This window comes from Streptomyces sp. NPDC030245, assembly GCF_055572995.1.
Genome location: NZ_JBVICF010000008.1, coordinates 176,880 through 198,455, shown reverse-complemented (window position 1 = coordinate 198,455; position 21,576 = coordinate 176,880). Strand labels below are relative to the sequence as shown.

Genomic DNA, 21,576 nt, shown 5'->3' with positions numbered 1-21,576 from the left:
TCAGCGGCCGGGTGCCCGCAGTGATGCTCCGATGTGTGCCGCCGCCTGCGACAAGTGGCGGCGGGCCTCGCGGAGCTGGGATTCCGTCACTCCGTGGTCGCGGGCCGCGTCCCGGATGTCGTCGCGGAAGCGGTCCAGGAGGCGGTCGAGGTCTCTGCCGGGGTCGCCGGTGAGGTCCTCGCGGGCCCAGTCCGGGGTGTAGTCCACGGGGATGTCCTCGCGGGCGGCGCTGAACTTGGGGCCGGGGCCGGGGCTGGTGCTAGTGCTGGTGCTGCTGGTGTCGGGCCTGGCGTCAGTTTTGGTGGTGGGGGTGGTGGGGGCCGTGGTGTTGTGGGTCCCGGCGCCGGTGCCAGGCTTTGTGTCGGATCCGTTGGCGGAGTCCGTGCCTGCGCCGAAGGTCTTGGCGAAGTCCATTCCGAGGCCGCCGAACTCCTTGGCCAGTTCGCTCAGGCCCTCGCGCACGCCCGTCGGCCAGTCGCCTCGCGCGAAGTGGTCCTGCACCTGCTCCTGCACGCGCCTGGCGATCCGCTGGACCTCCTCCTGGGCGTCCTTGGCCTGGCGGCGCGCCCGCTGGGCCTCCTCGCGGGCCCTGCGGCTCTCGTCCTTCGCGCGCCGCGCCTGCTCCTTCCACTCCTGCCTCGCGCGCTTGAACTCCTCCTTCGCCTGGTGCCAGCTCTCCTTGTCGCCCCAGGTGCCGTCGAAGAAGTCGCTCGGGTCCGGGAAGGGCTTGCCGGGGGCCGAACTGCCCGAGGATCGCGCCTCCTTGGCGGCGGCGCGCATCTCGCGGCGCAGCTCACCGGCGGCGCCCTGGACGCCGTCACGGATCTCGGCGGCGAGCTCGGCGACCGACTCGCGGATCTCCAGCTCCAGATCGGCCAGCTCACCGCTGCGGCCGGCCAGCTCGGCGCGGCCCGCGTCCGTGATCGCGTACACCTTCCGGCCGCCCTCGGTGGTGTGGGTGACCAGGCCCTCCGCCTCCAGCTTCGCGAGGCGGGGGTAGACCGTGCCTGCCGAAGGTGCGTACAACCCCTGGAAGCGCTCTTCGAGGAGGCGGATCACCTCATAGCCGTGGCGCGGTGCCTCGTCGAGCAGCTTGAGCAGGTAGAGGCGCAGGCGGCCGTGGGCGAACACGGGGGGCATGTCAGAGCACCTTCTTGTCGGTCGGGCCGTCGGTCGGGCCTTGGGTCGGGTCGTCGGTGGGGCCGTCGGTGTCGGCCGGGGTCACGTCCAGGGGGACCTCGTCGTATGGATCTTCCTTCATCGGTCCTCCCACTGGGTCATCCGTGGGTTCGTCCAACGGCTCTTCCAACGGCTCTTCCTCCGTCTGTGGCCTGCGCAGCAGTGCGATGGAGCCGGACACCGTCGTCGCCTTGAGCCGTCCGCGGCCGGTGCCCAGCCGGCCCGTGATCCGCTTGGCGCCCCACTGCCCGCCGACCCGCAGATCCTCGAAGGCGTTCGACACCGCGCCGCTCGCCGTGTCCACCTCGACCTCCGCGTCCGCCGGGTGCGGCAACCGGATCGCTATCTCGCCCGACACGCTCGTCAGGGCCACATCCGTCGGGGTGCCCGCCGGGTCGAGGTCCACGATCATCGAGCCGCTCACCGAGTCGGCCCGGACCGCGGGGCCCGCGGCCTCGACGACCGTGAGGCTTCCGGAGACGGAGTTGAAGCGGAGGGCGCCGGTGACGCCCTGCGCCTCCACGCTTCCGGAGACCGTGTCCGCGCGGACCTGGCCGGCGAGGCCGAGCAGTGTCGTGTCACCGGTGACGCCCTTCACCTCCACCCGGCCCTCGACGCCGGAGACCACGGCGCCCGCGCCGACCACTCCCACCTCGACGCCGGTCGCGAAGGGCACGGCGAGGGAGACCACCGCGCTGCGGCGCCAGCCCTTGCGGTCGAGCCACTTGAGGAAGCCCTTCCAGGGCAGGTCGTCATAGGCGACGGTGAGGACGCCCTCCTCCAGGGTCACCCGCAGGGGTGGGCCCTCGATCTCGGAGACCTCCAGGCGGGCGGAGGCTTCGTCCGTGCCCACCACGTTCACCATGCCGTTGACCACGCGGACGTGGAGTGCTGTCACCGGGGCGTCGAACGTGAGCTTCCTGGGCTCGGCGACGGACCACTCGGACATGGGCTGACCTCCTTGGCGGGCCGGACGCGACGCGCCATATCGCGTCTCTGTCATTCACGATATATCGCGGCTCCGCGAAGTCAAGACACCCGACGGGTGAACCGCTCGTCCGAGCTGTCACATGGACACGTCGATGTGGCATCTGCGCCGATTGATCCCTGATTGATCCCATCTGTCCTAGCGTGGAGCCATGTCGTCCCATGCCTCTTCGCCCGATTCCGCCGGGTTCGCCACGGCCGCCGGCGCGTTGCTGCTCTGCCGGGCCGAGCCCGACGCCGTCGAGACCGTCGCCCGACTGCTCCGCGAGCGGATGCTGCTCGTGGAGGCCGGTCGCGGCTGGAGCGTGCTGGTGCCCGAGGGCAAGCCGTGGCTGCAAGGGGATGGAGGGGATAGAGGGGATGGAGGGGCCGACGGTGTGGAGCCCGTCGACCGGGTGCTGACCGGGTGGGCCACCGCGCTCGCCGTCGGCTCCGGCTGGCCCGTGCTGGCCCTGTGGTGGGACGGCGACCGCTCCGGCTACACCCTCGCCGCCGGCTTCCGGCGGACCGTCGGGTACGAGTGGCTGGCGAACGGGACACCCCTCGGGGAGGACGAGGCGATGCGCACGTTCGCCGCGCGCCTCGGCCTCGATCCCGTACTCGACGTGCAGTCCCTCGAAGCGCTCGCCCGGCCCGACACGGAGGCCGACGCCCGCGCCAGGATGCGCGGGCTCCTCGCCGTCCTCACCCGCACGGGCCTCGCCCTCCCGCCGGGCCTCGGCCCCTGCGAACCGGCCGACCGGCTGCGCGAGGTGGCACGCGTCCAGCAGGGTGTCCGGCAGGTCGAGTGGCCCGGGTGGCGGGACGCCGTGCGGGCGGAGTTCACCGTGGTGGAGCAGGGGCCGCTCGGGCCCTGGGTGCGGGGCCCCAGGGCGCGGGCCCTGGCGGCGGTGCAGGTCGCGGCCGGGCTGCCGCTGGCGGTATGGGCGGTGCGGCGGCGCAGCGCGGGCTGGGCCACGGCGGCCGCGCTGCTGCTGGTGCAGGGGGCCGGGGGTCTGGCGTACGACAGGGTGCGGGCGCGGGCCTGATCTGAGGTGCGCGGGGGCGGGGTCGCTCAGGGGCGGCGGACCGCGTCCAAGGTCAGGGCGAGGAGGCGGGCCGGCTGGGCCGGGTCCGAGGTGGTGCGTGCCGTGGACAGGGCGATGCCCACCACCAGTTGGAGCAGGTCGGAGGCTGCCAGGTCCGGGCGGGCCGTGCCGGAGTCCTGGGCCCGGGTGAGGAGCCGGTGTGCCGCGTCCTGGATCCGCTGGTGGCAGTCGAAGCCGAGGGCGTCCGGCTGCTCCGCCTCCTCGATGAGCAGGGCGCTGCCCAGGCCCTGGTTCACGCGCGCGTGGTCCAGGAAGGCGCGCAGCCACTCGGCCAGCGCCTCGTCGGGAGAGTCGGGAGAGTCGGCCGCGAACAGTTCCTCCGCGCGTGCGCACAGGGTGTCGATGCGGTCCTTGAGCACCGCGGTCAGGAGCGCGGGACGGGTGGGGAAGTGGCGGTAGAGCGTGCCGGGGCCGACCCCTGCGCGGCGGGCGATCTCGTTCAGGGAGGCATCGGGGCCGGCCTCGGCGAACGCGTCCCGTGCCGCGGTGACGATCCGCTCGCGGTTGCGCCGGGCGTCCGCGCGCGGCTGCCGGTCTGCGGAAGCTTCCCGAGAGTTCGTCATCGGGCCATCCTCGCTCGCCGCGGCGCCCGGGGCTAGTCAACCGGAGAGGTTCTCCGTATTGTGGCGCGGGTTAAGCGGAGAGGTTCTCCGGTTGAGGTGCTCGGGGAAGGGCAGGGGTGGCTTGTGAGTGGCAGTGGCAACGGCGGTGCCAACGGCAACGGCAGTGGCAGTGGCAATGGCAATGGCAATGACGTCATGGCGCGGGACGGGCTCGGGCGCGTGGGGGTGTGGACCCTGGCCTTCGAAGGGCACAGCACGGCGCGCGTGCGGGAGGCCGCCGCCGAGATCGAGGAGCTGGGCTACGGGGCCCTATGGTTCGGCGAGGCCTTCGGGCGGGACACCGTGGGGCAGGCGTGGCTGCTGCTGTCCGCGACCCGGCGCATCGTCGTCGCCTCGGGCATCGCCAACATCGCCTTCCGGGACCCGGTGGCCATGGCGACGGCGGAGCGCACGCTCGGCGAGGCCTTTCCGGGGCGCTATCTGCTCGGGCTCGGCGGTCACCGGGTGGACGACGCCGGCGTCGAGGTCGACGGCTGTCGCGTGCCCGCGCGCGGGAAGGCGCTTTCGACGATGCGCCGCTATCTGGACTCCATGGACGCCGTCCCGGCGCACGGGCCGCTCCCCGGCCCCGCCCCGCGCCGTGTCCTGGCCGCGCTCGGCCCGAAGATGCTGGCGCTGGCCGCTGAGCGCACCTGGGGCGCCCACCCGTACTTCGTTCCCGTGGAGCACACGGCGCTGGCCCGCGAGATCATGGGGCCGGACGCGTTCCTCGGCGTCGAGCAGGCCGTGGTCCTCGACACCGACGTCGGCCGGGCGCGCGAGGTGGCCGCCCGCCACGTGGCGGGCTACGTCACGCACGCCCCGCACCAGGCGGCAAACGTGCGCCGCATGGGCTTCGGTGACGAAGACATCGCGGGCGGACGCCCGAGCCGTCGTCTCGTCGACGCGATCGTCGCCCACGGAGACGTCGACGTGCTCCACGCGCGCGTGCGGGCCCACCTCGACGCGGGCGCCGACCACGTCTGCGTACAGGTCCTGACGGGCGGTCCCGCCGCCCTGCCGCTGCCGCAGTGGCGGGAGCTGGCCCCCGCCCTGCTCGGCGGGTGACCAGCGGGCGACCAGTGGTGACTACTCGTCCTCGTCCTCGTCGTCCAGCCGCGCCAGCCACGTCGCCAGGCGCTCCACCGGCACCTCGAAGTCCGGGTTGAGGTCCACGAAGGTGCGGAGCTGTTCGGCGAGCCACTCGAAAGTGACCTCTTCCTCGCCGCGCCGCTTCTCCAGCTCCTCGATGCCACGGTCGGTGAAGTACAACTGATGCTCCTGTAGCGGACGGTTTGTGACGGCTTACGGACGGCTCGCGGACGGCTTGTGGGCGGCTTACGGATGGGCTCTGCACAAGACGCACGTACGACTGTGTCCGCTTCATGGTAGGCCGTGCGCGGACCGTTCCCCCTGGCCGGTTTCATGCGCCGTTCGAGGGGCGCCTGCAACCATGCGGGCCACTGTCCTCGTCGCAGACCGAGCAGGCGAGGGTACGAAGGGTGAGCTGCGCGGAGAGCGGGGGACCGTGGCGGGACATGTCCAGCGGATCGAACTGCCCGGCGGGAAGGTCGTGCACGCGCGGATCGGCGCGTCCGGCCGCCACGGCGAGGACGACGAGGACGTCGGCGTGCTCGACACCGCCGTCGCCCGGGTCGAGGAGCTCGGCGAGCTGATCCGCGGTGTCGGCGGCTCCGTGCTCGACGCCGCGGCGGCGGCCCGGCCCGACGAGGCCAGCGTCACCTTCGGCGTGGAGCTCAGCGCCAAGCCCGGCAAGGTGATCGCCGTACTCGCGGAGGGCGAGGCCAAGGCGTCCGTGCAGGTCACGCTCACGTGGCGGCTGGACCGCGCGCGCTCAGGCAGCACCCCGCAGGACGACACCCCCGCCACCTCATCGACCCCCGCCACCCCATCCACCCCATCCACCCCATCCACCCCTGCCACCCCATCCGCCCCCGTCATCCCCCCGGCCCCCACCACCCCACCAACCCCCACCACCCCCCATGCCTGAGCCCGCCCCCCGGCTCGACGCCCTCGCGCAGGCCGCCACCGTGCATCTCATGGCGGCGGACGGCGACGGTGCGTACGGCACGGAGTCGGCCATGTGGGGGAGTGGATTTTTCGTCGCGCCCGGGTGGGTGCTGACCTGCGCCCATGTTCTGCGGCCGTATCTCGCCAGGGACCGCGCGCGGACGTTCGCCGTGCGCGGCACCGACCTCAACGACGGCATCCCCGTCCCGGCCCGCCTCGCGCACTGGCTCATCGGCGATCCCGAGCGGGCCGTGCTGCCGCCCGAGGAGGACCTCGCCCTCGTCCGGCTCCTCGACGACACCGTGGAGCACGAGTGCGTGTGGCTCGCCGACCGTGCCGTACGCCCCTTCGGTGACGTCGTCGCGTACGGCTACCGGCCCGACGAGAACGAGAGCAGCGCGGGCGCCAAACCCTGGAGCGCCGATGCCGAGATCAACGTCCGCGACGACGGCGCCGGGCTGCGCTTCAAGCCCGACATCGCCTTCCCCAAGGGGGTCTCCGGCGGTCCGCTGCTCGATCCGCGCACCGGCGCCGTCGTCGGCGTCATCAAGTCGCGCCGCAGGGAGCGCGACGGCGGCATGGCCGTCGCGACGCTCGCGCTGCGCCAGTTCGGCGACGCCTACCGCGAGGTGACGGCCGCCCACGACCGCTGGCACGGCACCGCGCCGCGCGTCATCACCGGCGACAACTGGATCGACGAACAGCAGCGCCTGCCCGGGACGGAGCGGCGCCCGGGACCCGACCAGTGGACCCCCAAGGACCGCCGCGCCGCGCTCGGCCTCCTCGCCCGGCTGCCCGCCCCGGGAGCCGCACCGTCCGTCGCCAAGATCGTGCGCAAGGTGCGGGGGCGCAGGCCGCCCGGTGCCGTGCCCGCGCTGCTCACCTGGCGCGACGGGCACGGACTGCTCTACGACAGCGCCCTGCCCGAGGACGCCCTGACGTTCCTGCACTACCTGCGGCTCGTCGCCGCGTACGTCCGCAGCCGCGGCGGCGACGCGGAGCGCCTTGAGGAGTGGGTCGCCGAGCGGCTCCGGGAGGACGACCGCGTCCATCTGCACGCCCTGGTCACCGACGCCCGGCTGCCCGACGGGCTGCTCCCCGACCCCGGCGGCCCGGACCGCGCCGCCGTGCCCTACCCGGGTCCCGGCGAGGGCCCCACGGTCACCGTCCTGCTCGACCCGGTGATCAGCGTGACACCCGCCCGCTTCCACTGGCAGATCTGGATCAACCACGGGGAGCGGCAGGGCGAAGGGGAGTACGAAGGCGCGTACGGCGACACGGAGCTGGCCGCCGAGGACTACTCCGGAGAGGGCTTCCTGCCCGGCGAGCTCGTCCAAGCGCTGCGCACGCCCCTCGGCAGGACGCTGCACCGGCTGGACGGCGAGGGACCGCCCGTACCGCTCGAATTCGCCCTGCCCGCCGAACACTTCGACACACAGGTGCACCGCTGGCAGTTCGACGACATCGCGAAGCTGTACGCCACCGAGCGGCTCGGCACGCAGCGCCGCGTCGTCCTGCGCGACCTGGCACGCCGCGCCGACCCGGACAACCCCGACTGGCACGACCGCTGGCGCTCGGTCGCCGCCGCCCGCGAACTGGCGCCCGCGCGCGTACCCGAGCGGGACACCAGGCCGCAGGCCAGGCACTTCCAGAAACTGCCGCACACCGTCATCCCCGTGATGTGCCGGCCCGCCGGGCGCGGCGTCGGACGCGACGCCATGCGGCTGGCCCTCGGCAGTGGGCACGGCGTCGTGCTCTGGCACATCGAGGGGCACGCCACCCGCGGCTGCCAGGACACCTGCGACGACCTGCACGCGGGCGTGGAGCAGCTGCTCGGCAGGCTCGGCTCGGTCGCCGAACTCCCCGACCGGATCCGGCACATCCGGCAGGACATCAGCAGGGGCAGGGACGACCGGCACTGGGCGGAACCCCTCGCCCTGCTGTACGACGACCCGCGGCGGCCGCTGCCGCCCGAGGACACGATGCCGGCGGACTCGCCGTGAGGAGGACCCGCGCGGGCACGCGCGCGGTGGCGAGGGCGCGATCGTGGGTACGTTTCCACCGACCGTCGACGAGGAGCACGCAGTGAGCGGATGGTTCATCTACGAAGGGGTCGGTGGTCCGGATCCGGACAGGATCCGACGGCTGCCGAAGCCGCCGCCCTGGCGCGCCTTCGACGCCGAACCGGTGCCCTACGACGTCCCCGACATCGACTCCGCGACGCGCCGCCGCCTCGGCGACAGCGACGTCCCCATGTCCGTGCAGGGCGCCGAGGCACTCGAACTCATCAACGCCGCCCTCTACCTGCGACGCCCCCTCCTCGTCACCGGCGAGCCCGGCTCCGGCAAGAGCACCCTCGCGCACTCCCTCGCGTACGAACTGGGGCTCGGCCGCGTCCTTCAGTGGGCCATCGTCAGCCGCAGCGAACTGAAGGACGGCCTCTACACGTACGACGCGATCGGCCGCCTCCAGGACAACCAGCTCGGCCGCGACCACGCCGAGGACATCGGCCGCTATCTTCGGCTCGGCCCGCTCGGTACCGCCCTCATCGCCTCCGACCGGCCCCGCGTCCTGCTCATCGACGAGCTCGACAAGAGCGACATCGACCTGCCCAACGACCTCCTGAACGTCCTGGAGGAGGGCGAGTTCGGCATCCCCGAGCTGGAGCGGATCGCCGACCGGCCGGGCCAGGAGACCGTGCAGGTCCTCACCGACGACGGGCGCCGCGTCCCCGTCACCCGCGGCCGGGTGCGCTGCCGCGCCTTCCCCGTCACCGTCCTGACCAGCAACCGCGAGCGCGAGTTCCCCGGACCGCTGCTGCGCCGCTGCGTGCCGCTCGACCTCGAACCACCCCGCGACCAGCGGCTCGCCGCGATGGTCCTCGCGCACTTCGGGACGGGGGCGTACGACACGAACATCGACCTCGTCGACCAGTTCACGGACGCCGAGGCCGACGGCGCGCTGCGCCCCACCGACCAGCTCCTGAACGCCATCTTCCTCGCCCAGCACGCCGCCCGGCAGCAGCCGGAGCGGCGCGAGGAGATCGCCGGGCTGCTCATGCGGCCCCTGGACCGCGGGCCGCGGTGACGCCATGACCGCAGCCCCGCACCGCACGGACGCCGCGAGCGACGCGCTCACGGCGCTCGTCGCACGGCTGCGGGACGCCGAGCTCGCACCCACCGTGCGGGAGCTGGCCGACTCCCTGTGGCTCGCGGCGCAGGTCGCCGCGTGCGACGAGGGCGACGTGGGTGACGGGGCGCGCCGACCGGAAGCGGACCGGGCACGGCGGGGGGCGCGGTCCGGCGACGTGCCCGGCGAAAGCGACCCGCACTGGACGCCCGCCCCGCCGACGCCCGCACCCCACCCGCCGCCCCGTCCCGCGCCCCGCTCCCGCCTCGTCGTGCCCGTCGAGGACGGCGGCGGCCCCGAACGGCCCGGCGGCGTCCCCGTGCAGGTGCCCGCCGCCGCGGTGCTGCCCGACCCGCTCGCCCTGCAACGCGCGCTGCGGCCCCTCCAGCGGTACCGGCCGCCCGTCCGGCCCGTCCCGCGCGACCTCGACGAACAGGCCACGGCGGAGCGGGCCGCCGACACCGGGCTCGTGGTCCCCGTGCTGCGGCACGCGCGGCGGCGCGAGGCGCGGCTGCTGCTCGTGATGGACCTGTCGACCTCGACGGTCGTGTGGGAGCAGGCCCTCGGCGAGTTACGTCACGTGTGCGAGCGGTCCGGGGCCTTCCGCGAGGTGCAGGTGCAGTTCCTGCACGAGGGCGCCGACGGACGTCCCGGGTACGCGGCGACCGCCCGGCCCGGCGCCGCGCTTCAGGACCCCGGGCGCCTCAGCGACCCCACGGGCAGCCGGCTGACGCTCGTCCTCAGCGACTGCGCGGGCCCGATGTGGCGCGGCGGTCTGATGCAGCGGCTCCTGTACCGGTGGGGTTCGCTCGCGCCGGTCGCCGTGGTGCAGCCGCTGCCGCAGCGGATGTGGCGGCGTACGCACCTGCCCGCGCGGCGGGGGCACCTGCACCGCTGGGAAGGGCCCGCAGGACACCTGGAGTTCGAACCCGCGGGCGGCGACGCGCGGGGGCGGGCTCGCCGTGGCATCCCCGTGCCGGTGCTCGCCCTGCGCCGGTCCGCCGTGGAGGGCTGGGCCAGGCTCGTGTCGGGGGCGACCGGGCAGTCCCTGGAGGCGGCCGCGGGCCTCGCCGAGGCCGGACACGGGCCGTCCGCCGCGCCCGTGCGGGCCCGGCAGGAGGTCGGCGGCGCGGAACGGGTGCGGGCGTTCCGGCGCACCGCGTCGCCCGCGGCCTGGCAGCTCGCCGTGTACCTGTCGGCGGTGCCGACGATCCTGCCGGTGATGCAGCTCGTGCAGCGCGCGATGCTGGCGGGCAGCGGGCCCGAGGTCCTCGCCGAAGTGCTGCTCGGCGGGCTCCTGAAACGCAGCGAGCGGGACGACGACCCCGAGGTGCTCGCCTACCAGTTCCTCGACGGCGTCGAGGAGGAGCTCATCGGGCACCTCGCGCCGGACGACGCGCGGCTGCTTCAGAAGCACTGCTCGGACTACCTGGAGCGGCGGTTCGGCCGCAGCGTCCACAACTTCCCCGCCACGGCGGTCGCGCTGCTCGGCGACGCGGGGGAGCCCGCGCAGCCGCCGGGCACCGGCGGCGAGGCGGACCACCCCGGCCTGCGGGCCTTCGCCGAAGTGTCCGGGGAGGTGCTGCGGCGGTTCCTGCCGAGGACGCGGACGGAGGCCGACCGGAACCCCGGCGCGGGCGACGCGACGGCACTGCGGGCGGCGGCCCGCGCGGCCCGCGAACGGTACGCGCAGGGGCGGCAGGCACGTGAACTGGACCGTGCCGTGGACCTCCTGGAGGCGGCGGTCGGGGCCGCGCCGGCCGGTGCGGGGCGCGACGCCGTCCTGGCCGAGCTGGGCGAGACGCTGTTCCTGCGGTGGACGGCGCGGCGGAGCGTGGCGGACCTGCGCGAGGCGCTGCGGGCCGTGGCCACGATCGCGGACCGGCCCCCGCAGACGCGGCTTTTGCTCGGCGCGGTGCTCATGGAGATCGCCGAGGAGGTGGAGCGCGCGGGCACGGTCGCGGCCGCGCTGCCCGAGGAGGTGCGGGCGCGGGCGGCCCGCCTCGCCGCCGGCCCGCCGCGCGGCCCCCGTGGGACGCGCGGGGCGCTCTGGGCCGAATACCTCCTCCTGAACGACGCGACAGCCGAATTCCTCCCGCTCCCCGCCCACCCCGGCGACGACCCCGCCCACCCCGGCTGGCCCGCCCAACGCGCCCTGGCGGAGACACTGGGCCGCTTGGCGGTGGTGACGGCGCGGCTGGTGGAGGGGGGTGTGCGGGTCGAGGTAGCGGGTTCCGGGGCGGGGGGTGCGCCGGGCTCCGGCGGTACGCCTGGCGGGCAGGGCCCCGGGCCCGGCCCCGGTCCGACCCCGGACGGCACTCCGGGCAGCGGCTCACGTCCCGGTGCCGCGCCGGGCTCGGGCGCGGGTTCGGGCGGCCGGGGGGCCGGGCCGGGTTCCGGGGGGCCCGGTGGTGCCCTGGGCTCCGGCGCCGCCTTCGGTGGGCAGCGGCCCCCGGCCGGGCAGGGCAGCCGGTCGGGAGCGGGTGAAGGGGCAGGGGCCGGGCAAGGGCTCTGGGGCGGGGCGGGGGTCGGAGCGGGGCGTGGTGGGGTGTTCGGGGGGCGGGTCGTGGAGGGTGGGCCCGGGCGTGGGGGGCTCGCGGACACCTTTGGGGGTGCCTCCGGGGGGCCGCGGGTCGACTTCAGCGGTGGGGTCTTCCTCGGGCCGGTGGCCGGGGGAGCGGGCGGGGACGGTGCCGGGCAGCGTCCCGCTCCCCGTGCGGGCCACCTCGACCTCGGCGACGCCGCCTTTCGGGGCAGCACGCTGGGGCGGCCCCGCCACGGCGTGGACGGCCCCCGCCCGCAGGACGTGTACGTCGACTTCATGCGCCGCGCCGTCGACACCGCCGGCGTGCTGACCCTCGGCCCCGACCCGGCCGACGGATTCCTGCTGCGGGGACGGCTGCGCAAGCGGCTGGCGCGGCACTGCACGGGGCGGGGCGAGATCGCGCGGGAGGGCGGCGACCGGGGCGCCCCGGACGGCACCGCCATCGCCGCCGACGCCTGCGACGACCTCCAGGAGGCCCTGGCGCGCGGCACCTTCGCCGCCGACGAGCGCAGCCTGGCCTGGCTCGACCTCGCGGAGGCGCTTCAGCTCGCCTGGTGCCACGACGCCGACGAGGGCGGGCAGCGGCTCATCCGCACCGCCCTGGAAGAGGCGCTGGAAGCGGCCGACGGGGACCACGGCCTGACCCTCGCCTGTCACGTGCGCGGCGCTGACGTGTACTGGGCGCGCCACCTCGCCACGGGCCTGCCCGTCCACCGCCAACTGGCCATCGAGGGCTGGACGAAGGCCCTCCCCCTGACGGCGCGGGACGACCCGAGCCGGGTCGTGCTGCTGTCCCGGCTCGGCACCGCCCTCGCCCAGCGCGGCGTCGCGACGGCCTCCGTGGCGGACACCGACGACGCCGTACGCCAGCTGCGCGAGGCCGTCGACACGACACCGCCGCGCGACCCGGGCCGGGACGAGCGCCGGATGCAGCTGGCCAACGCGTACATCGCCCGCTTCCACGTCCAGCGGACGCTCGCCGACCTGTACGAGGCCGAATGGCTCCTGGGCGCGGTCGCCCGCAACGTCACCGACCCCGTGCTCGCCGCGTACTGCCTGCTGCGGCGCGGCGAGGTGGCCGCGCAGATCTTCGCCCGCACCGGCCTCTCGGCGCAGCTCCACTGGGCGGCCGAGTACTACCGCGAGGCGGCCGCGACGGCCGTGGCCGCCGGCGAACCGTCGCTCGCCGCCGAGGCCCACCAGTCGTACGCCGAGGCCCTCGAAGAGCTCGGGGACCCGGAGCGGGCGCTGACGGAGTACCGCGAGGCCCGACGGCTGCTGCCCGAGTACGGCCCCCGCGCCACCTACGTCCGCGCCGACGAGATCCACGCCGCCATCACCCGCCTCGCGGCCCGCCTGCGCGAAAAGTGACCGAAGGTGAGCGAAGGGCGGGCGAACGCCGGTGGGCCCGGCGCCGAGTCCAGAGAACTCGGGGCCGGGCCCACCCACGTACGACCGACGGGGCCTACGCCTCGAAGACCTCGCTGATCAGCTGGTCCTGCTCGGCCTGGTGACGCTTGGCCGAACCGACCGCCGGGGACGAGCTGTGCGGCCGCGAGATGCGGCGCAGGCGCTCGCCGTGCGGGATGTCCGCGCCGACCGCCAGGTCCAGGTGGTCGATGAGGTTGAGGGCGATGAAGGGCCACGCGCCCTGGTTCGCCGGCTCCTCCTGCGCCCACAGGTACTTCTCGGCGTTCGGGTACTTGGCGATCTCCGCCTGGAGCTCCGCACCCGGCAGCGGGTACAGGCGCTCGATGCGGATGATGGCCGTGTCGTCGGCGCCGCGCTTCTGGCGCTCGGCCTCCAGGTCGTAGTACAGCTTGCCCGCGCAGAAGACGACCTTGCGGACCGCCGACGCCTCGACGTGGCTGTCGCCGATGACCGGACGGAAGCCGCCCGTCGTGAACTCCTCCGTCTTCGAGGCCGCCGCCTTGAGGCGCAGCATCGACTTCGGGGTGAAGACCACCAGCGGCTTGTGGTGCGGGTTGTGCACCTGCCACCGCAGGAGGTGGAAGTAGTTCGACGGGAGGGTCGGCATCGCGACCGTCATGTTGTTCTGCGCGCACAGCTGGAGGAAGCGCTCGATGCGGGCGGACGAGTGGTCCGGGCCCTGGCCCTCGTAGCCGTGGGGCAGGAGCAGCGTGACACCGGAGTGCTGGTTCCACTTCTGCTCGGCGGCGGAGATGTACTCGTCCACCACCGTCTGCGCGCCGTTGACGAAGTCACCGAACTGCGCTTCCCACATGACGAGCGACTCGGGGCGGGCCAGCGAGTAGCCGTACTCGAAGCCCATCACCGCGTACTCGGACAGGAGCGAGTCGTAGACGTTGTAGCGCGCCTGGTCCTCGGAGAGGTACATCAGCGGCGTGTAGTCCTCGCCCGTCGCGCGGTCGATGAGGACCGCGTGGCGCTGGCCGAACGTGCCGCGGCGGGAGTCCTGGCCCGACAGGCGGACCGGGGTGCCCTCCAGGAGCAGCGAGCCGATGGCGAGGGTCTCGCCCATGCCCCAGTCGATCGTGCCCTCTTCGACCATCGTCGCGCGGCGCTGGAGCTGCGGCAGCAGACGCGGGTGGACGGTGACCCGGTCGGGGATGTTGACCTGGGACTCGGCGATCCGCTTGACGACCTCCTGGGAGATCGCGGTCTCGACGTGCACCGGGAACTCGGCCTGCGGGGCCGGCACATCGGCCTGCGCCGGCTGCGAGACGGCCTCGCGGACCTCGGTGAAGACCTTCTCCAGCTGGCCCTGGAAGTCCTGAAGCGCCTGCTCGGCCTCTTCCAGGGTGATGTCGCCGCGACCGATGAGGGACTCGGTGTAGAGCTTGCGCACCGAGCGCTTCTTGTCGATCAGGTCGTACATCAGCGGCTGCGTGAACGCCGGGTTGTCCGACTCGTTGTGCCCGCGGCGGCGGTAGCAGATGAGGTCGATGACCACGTCCTTGTTGAACGCCTGGCGGAACTCGAAGGCGAGGCGCGCGACGCGGACGACGGCCTCGGGGTCGTCGCCGTTCACGTGGAAGATCGGCGCCTCGATCATGCGGGCCACGTCGGTGGCGTACATGGAGGAGCGCGACGACTCCGGGGCGGCGGTGAAGCCGACCTGGTTGTTGATGACGATGTGGACCGTGCCGCCCGTGCGGTAGCCGCGCAGCTGCGACATGTTGAGCGTCTCGGCGACCACACCCTGGCCCGCGAAGGCCGCGTCACCGTGCAGGGCGACGGGCAGGACCGTGAAGTCCGTGCCGCCCTTGTTGATGATGTCCTGCTTGGCGCGGACGATGCCCTCGATGACCGGGTCGACCGTCTCCAGGTGGGACGGGTTCGCGGCCAGCGAGACCTTGATCTGCTCGCCGTCCAGGCCGGTGAAGGTGCCCTCGGCGCCCAGGTGGTACTTCACGTCGCCGGAGCCGTGCATGGACTTGGGGTCCATGTTGCCCTCGAACTCGCGGAAGATCTGGGCGTACGACTTGCCGACGATGTTGGCGAGGACGTTCAGGCGGCCGCGGTGGGCCATACCGATGACGACCTCGTCCAGACGCGACTCGGCGGCGCTGTCGAGCACGGCGTCGAGCAGCGGGATGACGGACTCGCCGCCCTCCAGGGAGAAGCGCTTCTGGCCGACGTACTTCGTCTGGAGGAAGGTCTCGAAGGCCTCCGCCGAGTTCAGGCGGCGCAGGATGCGCAGCTGCTCCTCGCGCTCGGGCTTGGTGGCGTGGGTCCGCTCGATGCGGTCCTGGAGCCACTTGCGCTGCTTCGGGTCCTGGATGTGCATGAACTCGACGCCGGTGGTGCGGCAGTACGAGTCGCGCAGCACGCCGAGGACGTCGCGCAGCTTCATCATCGACTTGCCGGCGAAGCCGCCGACCGCGAACTCCCGCTCCAGGTCCCACAGGGTGAGGCCGTGCTCGGTGATGTCCAGGTCGGGGTGCTTGCGCTGCTTGTACTCCAGCGGGTCCGTGTCGGCCATGACGTGGCCGCGGACGCGGTAGGAGTGGATCAGCTCGAAGACGCGGGCGGCCTTCGTGACGTCGTCGTCGTGCGAGGCGTCGATGTCCTTGAGCCAGCGGACCGGCTCGTAGGGGATGCGGAGCGCCTTGAAGATCTCGTCGTAGAAGTCGTTCTCGCCGAGGAGGAGGTTCGCGACGATGCGCAGGAACTCGCCGGAGGCGGCGCCCTGGATGACCCGGTGGTCGTAGGTCGACGTGAGCGTCATGACCTTCGAGATGCCGAGCTTGTTCAGGGTGTCCTGGGAGGTGCCCTGGAACTCCGCGGGGTAGTCCATCGAGCCGACGCCCATGATGACCGACTGGCCGGGCATCAGACGCGGGACCGAGTGGACGGTGCCGAGGCCGCCGGGGTTGGTCAGGGAGACCGTGACGCCGGTGAAGTCCTCCATCGTCAGCTTGTTGTCGCGGGCGCGGCGGACGATGTCCTCGTAGGCCTGCCAGAACTCGAAGAAGTTCAGCGTCTCGGCCTTCTTGATGCCCGCGACCACGAGCTGGCGGTCGCCGTTGGGCTTCACCAGGTCGATGGCGAGGCCGAAGTTGATGTGCTCCGGCTTGACCAGGGTCGGCTTGCCGTCCTTCTCCTGGAAGGAGTAGTTCATCGACGGCATGGCCTTGATGGCCTGCACCATCGCGTACCCGATGAGGTGCGTGAAGGAGATCTTCCCGCCGCGGGCGCGCTTGAGGTGGTTGTTGATGACGATGCGGTTGTCGAAGAGCAGCTTCACCGGGACCGCGCGGACCGACGTCGCCGTCGGGACCTCGATCGAGGCGTTCATGTTCTTCGCGACCGCGGCGGCGGGGCCGCGCAGCGTCACGTACTCGGGACCGGCCGGAGCCTCGGTCGCCGGCTCCGCCTTCGCGGCCGCGGGCTTCGCGGCGGGCGCCGGAGCGGCGGCCGCGGGCTTCGCGGGAGCGGCCGGTGCCTGCGCCTGGGGAGCGGCGGGGGCGGCCTGGGCCGCGGGCTTCGCCGGGGCGGCGGGCGCGGCAGGGGCGGGAGCACTGGTGGCCGCGGCCCCCGCGGCCGCGTCACCCGCCGGCTTCGCCGGGGCGGCGGCTACGGAAGCGCCCACCCCTGGCTTGTAGTCGGCGAAGAAGTCCCACCAGGCTCGGTCGACCGAATTCGGGTCCTGGAGGTACTGCTGATAGATCTCGTCGACGAGCCACTCATTGGGACCGAAGGCGGCGGCAGGGTCCTTGCCCTGCCCGTCTTGGTCGGTCGAGATGCTCGAGTTACTGGGGGACTGTGGCGACACGGCGGTAACCGCCCTCTTCCGCTTCACAAGGTGATGGACAGCGGAAATAAAGGCTACGCCTCCGAAGCCGCGAGGTGCAGACCGGGCCCGGCATCCGTCGCGTAAGTCACACTGGAACATTGGTTTCGGCGCTGTGAATGGCGGGAAACAAGCGAGGTTCCGCAACGCCAGATGGCCGCGCGGGTACGTCCGTGGGACGTCTACGCGCGGCGGCGGCCCCCGGGTGCCCAAGAACGGCACCCTTGAATCGCTTTCACTCGAACCCTACGTCAACTTCACGCCTCGGGCAGGCCCGGCAGAGTGACCTGGATACGGCAGCCGCGAGGGGATTCGGCCACCCCGATGTGGCCGCCGTGCAGATCGACGGCCCAGCGCGCGATGGCCAGGCCGAGACCGGTCCCGCCGTCGTTGCCCGAGCCCTTCACGGGGGCGCCGGCGTGGCTGCCGCGGTTGAAGCGCTCGAAGACGCGGTGCCACTCCGACTCCGGGATGCCGGGGCCCTCGTCGAGGACTTCCAGGTCCAGGGACTCGGGGTAGGGGCCGCGCCGGGCCCGCACCGTCACGCGCCCGTGCGGCGGGCTGTGCTTGACCGCGTTGTCGATGAGGTTGGCCACGACCTGGTGGAGCCGCTCCGCGTCCGCGTGGGCCGTCAGCTCCGGCGGCGACACGTCGAGGTGCAGATGCACGTCCGTACGCGTATGACTGCCGGAGCCCGACGCGATGCCCGCGCGCGCGGAGGCCACCATGTTGGCCTCCTTCAGGACACCCGACAGATACGGCCACACCTCGAAGCGGCGGGCCTTGAGCGGCACGACGCCGTTGTCCAGGCGGGAGAGGTCCAGAAGCGTCTCGACGAGGCGGCCCAGGCGCTCGGTCTGCTTCAGGGCCGTGCGCATCGTCTCGGGATCGGCGGCCGAGACGCCGTCGACGACGTTCTCCAGGACGGCGCGCAGGGCGGCGATGGGGGTGCGCAGCTCATGGCTGACGTTGGCCACGAGCTCCTTGCGCTGGGTGTCCTGGGCCTCCAGGTCGTCCGCCATGGCGTTGATGGTGGAGGCCACGTCGCCCAGCTCGTCGCGCCGGTCCGCGCCGCGCGCCCGCCGCGTGTAGTCGCCGTGCGAGACGGCGCGGGCCACCGCGTTCATCTCGTCCAGCGGGGCGGTGAGGCTGTGCGCGACGAACTGCGTGATGAGGAGCGTGGCGATCACCGAGAAGACGGTGATGAAGCGCAGCTCGGTCTTGGTCTTCATGGCCACGAGGAGCAGCCCCGTGGTGATGAACACCGAGACGACCACGAGGGCGCCGAGCTTGGTCTTGATGGAGAACGGCCGCAGCTCTCCGAAGGGCCCGCTCACGGCAGGACCGGCCTCACGGCGACGGGGTCTCTAGGGCGTAGCCCACGCCGTGGACCGTGCGGATCCGCTCCGCCCCGATCTTCCGGCGCAGCGCCTTGATGTGGCTGTCGACCGTGCGGGTGCCGGACGCGTCGGCCCAGTCCCACACCTCCGCGAGCAGCTGCTCGCGGGAGAGGACGGCGCGCGGGGTGTTGGCCAGACAGACCAGCAGGTCGAACTCCGTGGGCGTCAGGTGGACGTCCTCGCTGCGCACCCGCACACGCCGCTGGGCGTGGTCGATCTCCAGTTCACCGAGGCGCAGGATGCCGCTGCGGGGGGTGGTCGCGGCCAGCGCGGCCCGCTCGACCCGGCGCAGCAGGACGTGCACGCGGGCCGCGAGCTCCCGCATGGAGAACGGCTTGGTCATGTAGTCGTCGGCGCCGACCCCGAGCCCGACCAGCATGTCCGTCTCGTCGTCACGCGCGGTGAGCATGAGGACCGGGACGGGGCGCTGGGCCTGCACCCGGCGGCACACCTCCAGGCCGTCGAAGCCCGGCAGCATGATGTCGAGGATGAGCAGGTCGGGCTGCCAGGCCTGGGCGGTGTCGACCGCCGAAGGGCCGTCGCCGGCCGTTTGCACAACAAAACCCTCGGCGCGGAGCCGGGCGGCGATGGCGTCGACGATCGTCGGGTCGTCCTCGACCACCAGCACCCGGCGCTGGGCGCCCGGCGTCGCCGCCGTGGCGCCGTTCTGGGAGGTGTGTGTCTGCTCCATCGCCCGCCCCTGACACTGATCGCTTGTGTTCGGTCAGCAGAGTACGGGTCGCGAAGGGCCCTCGGCTACGCAGCCCTGACGCCGAGGTGGACCACGTCCGGGACGCCTCGGGCAACGGGGATCTCTTCGGTTCGTACCCTCTGGAATCCGGCATTCCGTAGAGCGTCGTCGAAAGCGGACGACGGCTGGGCGGACCACACGGCGAGCACTCCGCCGGGGTTCAGACGGGCTTTGCAGGCGGCCAGACCGGCAGGCGAGTAAAGGGAGTTGTTGCCCTCCGTCACCGTCCAGCCGGGGCCGTTGTCGATGTCGAGACAGAGCGCGTCGTACGTGTCCGTGGTGCCGAAGAGGTGGGCGACGAGGTCCGTGTGAAGAATTTGCGCACGTGGGTCGGTGAGCGCCGTCGCGGTCAGTTCGGCGAGGGGTCCCTCGCGGTGCCAGCCGATGATCGCCTCCTCGCGTTCGACGACGTCGACGCGGCCCCAGCGGGGGTCCGCGACGGCGTGCGCGAGCGAGAAGCCGACGCCGAGGCCGCCGATGAGGAGGGTGGGGTCCGGGCGGCCGTCGAGGGCGTCGCGGGCCGCGTCGACGAGCAGGCGCTCGGAGCGGCCGTCGCTGGTGTCCATCAGGAAACAGCCGTTGGCGATGATCTGGAGCAGCTCACCGTGGCGCCGCAGGACGACCTCGCCGTGGGGGCCCTCGCGCCGGTCGAGCACGACGGGGGCGGTGGTGTGGGTGTGCATGGCCCACAGAATATTTCCGGGGCGCCCGCCTGCAGGGGGTTCTCCGGCCTCCCGGCCGTGGACGTGCGCGACGCAGGAGCGGCCCCTCGGGTTGCCGTGTGAGACGCACCTCACGTGGCGCCCGTCATAGACAGCGCTCGAAAAGAGGGCAAAGGGTGGGGTGGGACGGAAGGAGCGCCTCACCCGTGAACCAGAGCGTGCGGCCCGTCGGGGCCGCGTCCGACGCGGAGACGCCGGGCACCCTGAGCGGCATACCGCGGCAGTCGACGCGTTGGCCCCCGGTGGGGGAGGCGCCCGGGCAGTTGGAGGGGCCCGGGCGGTCGGAGGGGCCCGGGCGGTCGGAGTGCCCCGAGCGGTCGGAGCGCCCCGAGTGGTCGGTGGCGGCCCGCGAGCGGTTGGCGGAGGGTCCCGAACAGCCGGCGGCGGGGCCCGCGTGGTCGGCGGCGGGTCATGAGCGGGCGGCGAAGAGGCGGGCTCCCGGGGTGGCTGTCCGGTGGCTTCGGCCCTGGTTGCTTCTGCCCACTCCCGTCGGCACGCCCTTCACCTTTGGGTACGCCCTCGTGCTCGCCGCCACCTCGCTGTTCGCGCGGCACGCCGACCCGGACGTCGTGGACACGCTCCTCCACGGTTCGAGCACCGACGTGGCGCACCTCGCGCACAGCCCCGTCCTCGTCCTGGTCGCGAGCGCCCTGTGGATCGCGGGCGGCATCACGTCCCCGTACGCCATCGGCTTCCTGCTGGTGCTCACCGCGCTGGAGCGCCGCATCGGCGGCCTGCGCACCGCCGGTGTCTTCCTCCTCGGCCACGTCGTCGCCACCCTCGCGACGGAGGTCCCCGTCGGCCTCTCGGTCCTCGCGGGCCATCTGCCGGACAGCTCGCTGCACCGGCTCGACTACGGCATCAGCTTCGGGGTGGCCGCGAGCGTCGGTGCGCTCGCGGGGCTGCTCACGCCGTGGCTGCGCTGGCCCGTCCTCGTCGGCTTCGGCGGGATGCTGGTCGACGACCTGATCGCGTTCGCCGACCCGATGACGAACTGGGGGCACCTGCTCGCGCTGCTCGTCGGCGTCGCCACCTGGCCGTTGCTCAGGCGTCGGCCGGGCGCGGCGCGCGGCGCATCGGCCACAGGGTCGGGCCGCCGCCCGGCAGCCGCACCTCGCCGAGCACCGTGAAGCCGAAATGCTCGTAGACGGGGAGGTTCTCCGGCTTGGATGACTCCAGGTAGACCGGCAGGCCCGCGGCGTCGGCGCGGGCCAGGCCCGAGCGTAGGAGGGCGGCTCCGTGGCCCTGGCCCTGGGCGGCGGGGTCGGCGCCGAGCACCGCCAGGTACCAGTGCGGCTCCTCGGGGCCGTGTCCGGCGGCGGCCGCGGTGGCCTCGCGGAACAGCGGGGCCCGGTCGCCCATTATCTCCGCGAGCTCCTCGACGGTCTCCGCGTCGGGGACGGCCTTGTCCTGCGCGCCCGGCGGCACCCAGAAGGCGGCCGCCGCGGCGGTCCGCTCGCAGACGCCGTGGGGGCCGTACTGCCGGGTGAGGAGCGTGGCGAAGTAGCGGCCGAGCCCCGCCTCGCGGGTGGCCGCGTCGGGGAAGAACCAGCGCATCATCGGGTCGTCGTCGAAGGCGAGGGCCAGGGTGCGGCCGATCGTCGCGGCGTCGTCGGTGGTCGCGGGCTGCGGGGTGGGCCGGGCCGCCTCGGGGGCGTTGGTGGTCGGCATGCGGTCATTCTGCCCCTGTTGATCTTGGCGGTCGGGGGCAGGGGGCGCCCCGTCCCTGTGCGGCGCCCTCGCCCGGCCCTGCCCCGCGCCTTGTGTGCCGTTTGCTGCCGCCTGTCTTGGAGTTGGGTGCCGGCTGGCTGTGGCTGGGCGCGCAGTTCCCCGCGCCCCTGAGGCGGCACCTTCGCCCCCCGTC

General features: G+C 73.4%; 16 protein-coding genes. 7 read left to right on the top strand and 9 right to left on the bottom strand.

Annotated features, from left to right (window positions below; translation table 11 throughout):
• Together ACZ4Z4_RS22470 and ACZ4Z4_RS22465 are read right to left on the bottom strand one after the other, a co-directional pair.
• Positions 1 to 1,140 (bottom strand): helix-turn-helix transcriptional regulator, encoded by a 1,140-nt coding sequence (locus tag ACZ4Z4_RS22470; RefSeq protein WP_468329880.1) that lies wholly within the window; start codon positions 1,138 to 1,140, stop codon positions 1 to 3.
• Position 1,141: 1 nt separating this feature from the next.
• Positions 1,142 to 2,128 (bottom strand): DUF4097 family beta strand repeat-containing protein, encoded by a 987-nt coding sequence (locus tag ACZ4Z4_RS22465; protein ID WP_468329877.1) that lies wholly within the window; start codon positions 2,126 to 2,128, stop codon positions 1,142 to 1,144.
• A gap of 190 nt (positions 2,129 to 2,318) precedes the next feature.
• Between ACZ4Z4_RS22465 and ACZ4Z4_RS22460 the strand changes: the two genes are divergently transcribed.
• Positions 2,319 to 3,194, top strand: a complete 876-nt coding sequence (locus tag ACZ4Z4_RS22460) for a hypothetical protein (RefSeq protein ID WP_468329874.1) — start codon at positions 2,319 to 2,321, stop codon at positions 3,192 to 3,194.
• Positions 3,195 to 3,220: 26 nt separating this feature from the next.
• On the opposite strand, the gene ACZ4Z4_RS22455 is transcribed toward ACZ4Z4_RS22460, so the two are convergent.
• Positions 3,221 to 3,817: a TetR/AcrR family transcriptional regulator gene (locus ACZ4Z4_RS22455; RefSeq protein WP_468329871.1), complete on the bottom strand. Its 597-nt coding sequence runs from the start codon at positions 3,815 to 3,817 to the stop codon at positions 3,221 to 3,223.
• Positions 3,818 to 4,012: 195 nt separating this feature from the next.
• Between ACZ4Z4_RS22455 and ACZ4Z4_RS22450 the strand changes: the two genes are divergently transcribed.
• Entirely contained in the window at positions 4,013 to 4,924 is a 912-nt protein-coding gene (locus ACZ4Z4_RS22450) for a TIGR03620 family F420-dependent LLM class oxidoreductase (RefSeq protein WP_468329868.1), read from the top strand.
• 21 nt (positions 4,925 to 4,945) lie between these two features.
• Here ACZ4Z4_RS22450 and ACZ4Z4_RS22445 read toward each other — a convergent pair whose 3' ends face one another.
• Positions 4,946 to 5,128, bottom strand: coding sequence for a DUF6104 family protein (locus tag ACZ4Z4_RS22445; protein ID WP_003961784.1), 183 nt, complete (start codon positions 5,126 to 5,128; stop codon positions 4,946 to 4,948).
• A 256-nt stretch (positions 5,129 to 5,384) separates the two neighbouring features.
• Between ACZ4Z4_RS22445 and ACZ4Z4_RS22440 the strand changes: the two genes are divergently transcribed.
• The 4 genes from ACZ4Z4_RS22440 to ACZ4Z4_RS22425 all read left to right on the top strand — a co-directional run bounded on the left by ACZ4Z4_RS22440 (position 5,385) and on the right by ACZ4Z4_RS22425 (position 12,932).
• Positions 5,385 to 5,867 (top strand): CU044_2847 family protein, encoded by a 483-nt coding sequence (locus ACZ4Z4_RS22440; protein ID WP_468329865.1) that lies wholly within the window; start codon positions 5,385 to 5,387, stop codon positions 5,865 to 5,867.
• Positions 5,860 to 7,890 carry a VMAP-C domain-containing protein gene (locus ACZ4Z4_RS22435; RefSeq protein ID WP_468329862.1) on the top strand — a complete coding sequence of 677 codons (2,031 nt, stop codon included), beginning with the start codon at positions 5,860 to 5,862 and terminating at the stop codon, positions 7,888 to 7,890. Before ACZ4Z4_RS22440 ends, ACZ4Z4_RS22435 begins: the two co-directional genes overlap by 8 nt.
• Positions 7,891 to 7,972: 82 nt before the next feature.
• Positions 7,973 to 8,974, top strand: a complete 1,002-nt coding sequence (locus ACZ4Z4_RS22430; protein ID WP_468329859.1) for an AAA family ATPase — start codon at positions 7,973 to 7,975, stop codon at positions 8,972 to 8,974.
• A 4-nt stretch (positions 8,975 to 8,978) separates the two neighbouring features.
• The gene (locus tag ACZ4Z4_RS22425) at positions 8,979 to 12,932 is read left to right on the top strand and encodes an SAV_2336 N-terminal domain-related protein (protein WP_468329856.1); all 3,954 of its coding nucleotides are present in this window, start codon (positions 8,979 to 8,981) and stop codon (positions 12,930 to 12,932) included.
• Between the two features lie 94 nt (positions 12,933 to 13,026).
• On the opposite strand, the gene ACZ4Z4_RS22420 is transcribed toward ACZ4Z4_RS22425, so the two are convergent.
• The 4 genes from ACZ4Z4_RS22420 to ACZ4Z4_RS22405 form a co-directional block, all read right to left on the bottom strand.
• Positions 13,027 to 16,821 (bottom strand): multifunctional oxoglutarate decarboxylase/oxoglutarate dehydrogenase thiamine pyrophosphate-binding subunit/dihydrolipoyllysine-residue succinyltransferase subunit, encoded by a 3,795-nt coding sequence (locus ACZ4Z4_RS22420; RefSeq protein WP_468329853.1) that lies wholly within the window; start codon positions 16,819 to 16,821, stop codon positions 13,027 to 13,029.
• Positions 16,822 to 17,096: 275 nt separating this feature from the next.
• The gene (locus tag ACZ4Z4_RS22415) at positions 17,097 to 18,176 is read right to left on the bottom strand and encodes a HAMP domain-containing sensor histidine kinase (protein ID WP_362990136.1); all 1,080 of its coding nucleotides are present in this window, start codon (positions 18,174 to 18,176) and stop codon (positions 17,097 to 17,099) included.
• A gap of 13 nt (positions 18,177 to 18,189) precedes the next feature.
• On the bottom strand, positions 18,190 to 18,930 hold the full coding sequence (locus ACZ4Z4_RS22410) for a response regulator transcription factor (RefSeq protein ID WP_362990138.1): 741 nt from the start codon (positions 18,928 to 18,930) through the stop codon (positions 18,190 to 18,192).
• Positions 18,931 to 18,995: 65 nt separating this feature from the next.
• Positions 18,996 to 19,673 (bottom strand): spermidine synthase family protein, encoded by a 678-nt coding sequence (locus ACZ4Z4_RS22405; protein ID WP_468329849.1) that lies wholly within the window; start codon positions 19,671 to 19,673, stop codon positions 18,996 to 18,998.
• A gap of 377 nt (positions 19,674 to 20,050) precedes the next feature.
• On the opposite strand from ACZ4Z4_RS22405, the gene ACZ4Z4_RS22400 reads away from it, so the two are divergent.
• Positions 20,051 to 20,842, top strand: coding sequence for a rhomboid-like protein (locus ACZ4Z4_RS22400; RefSeq protein ID WP_468330456.1), 792 nt, complete (start codon positions 20,051 to 20,053; stop codon positions 20,840 to 20,842).
• On the opposite strand, the gene ACZ4Z4_RS22395 is transcribed toward ACZ4Z4_RS22400, so the two are convergent.
• Positions 20,757 to 21,383 carry a GNAT family N-acetyltransferase gene (locus tag ACZ4Z4_RS22395; RefSeq protein ID WP_468329846.1) on the bottom strand — a complete coding sequence of 209 codons (627 nt, stop codon included), beginning with the start codon at positions 21,381 to 21,383 and terminating at the stop codon, positions 20,757 to 20,759. The two genes, ACZ4Z4_RS22400 and ACZ4Z4_RS22395, sit on opposite strands and share 86 nt — an antisense overlap.
• Between the last annotated feature and the right edge of the window lie 193 nt (positions 21,384 to 21,576).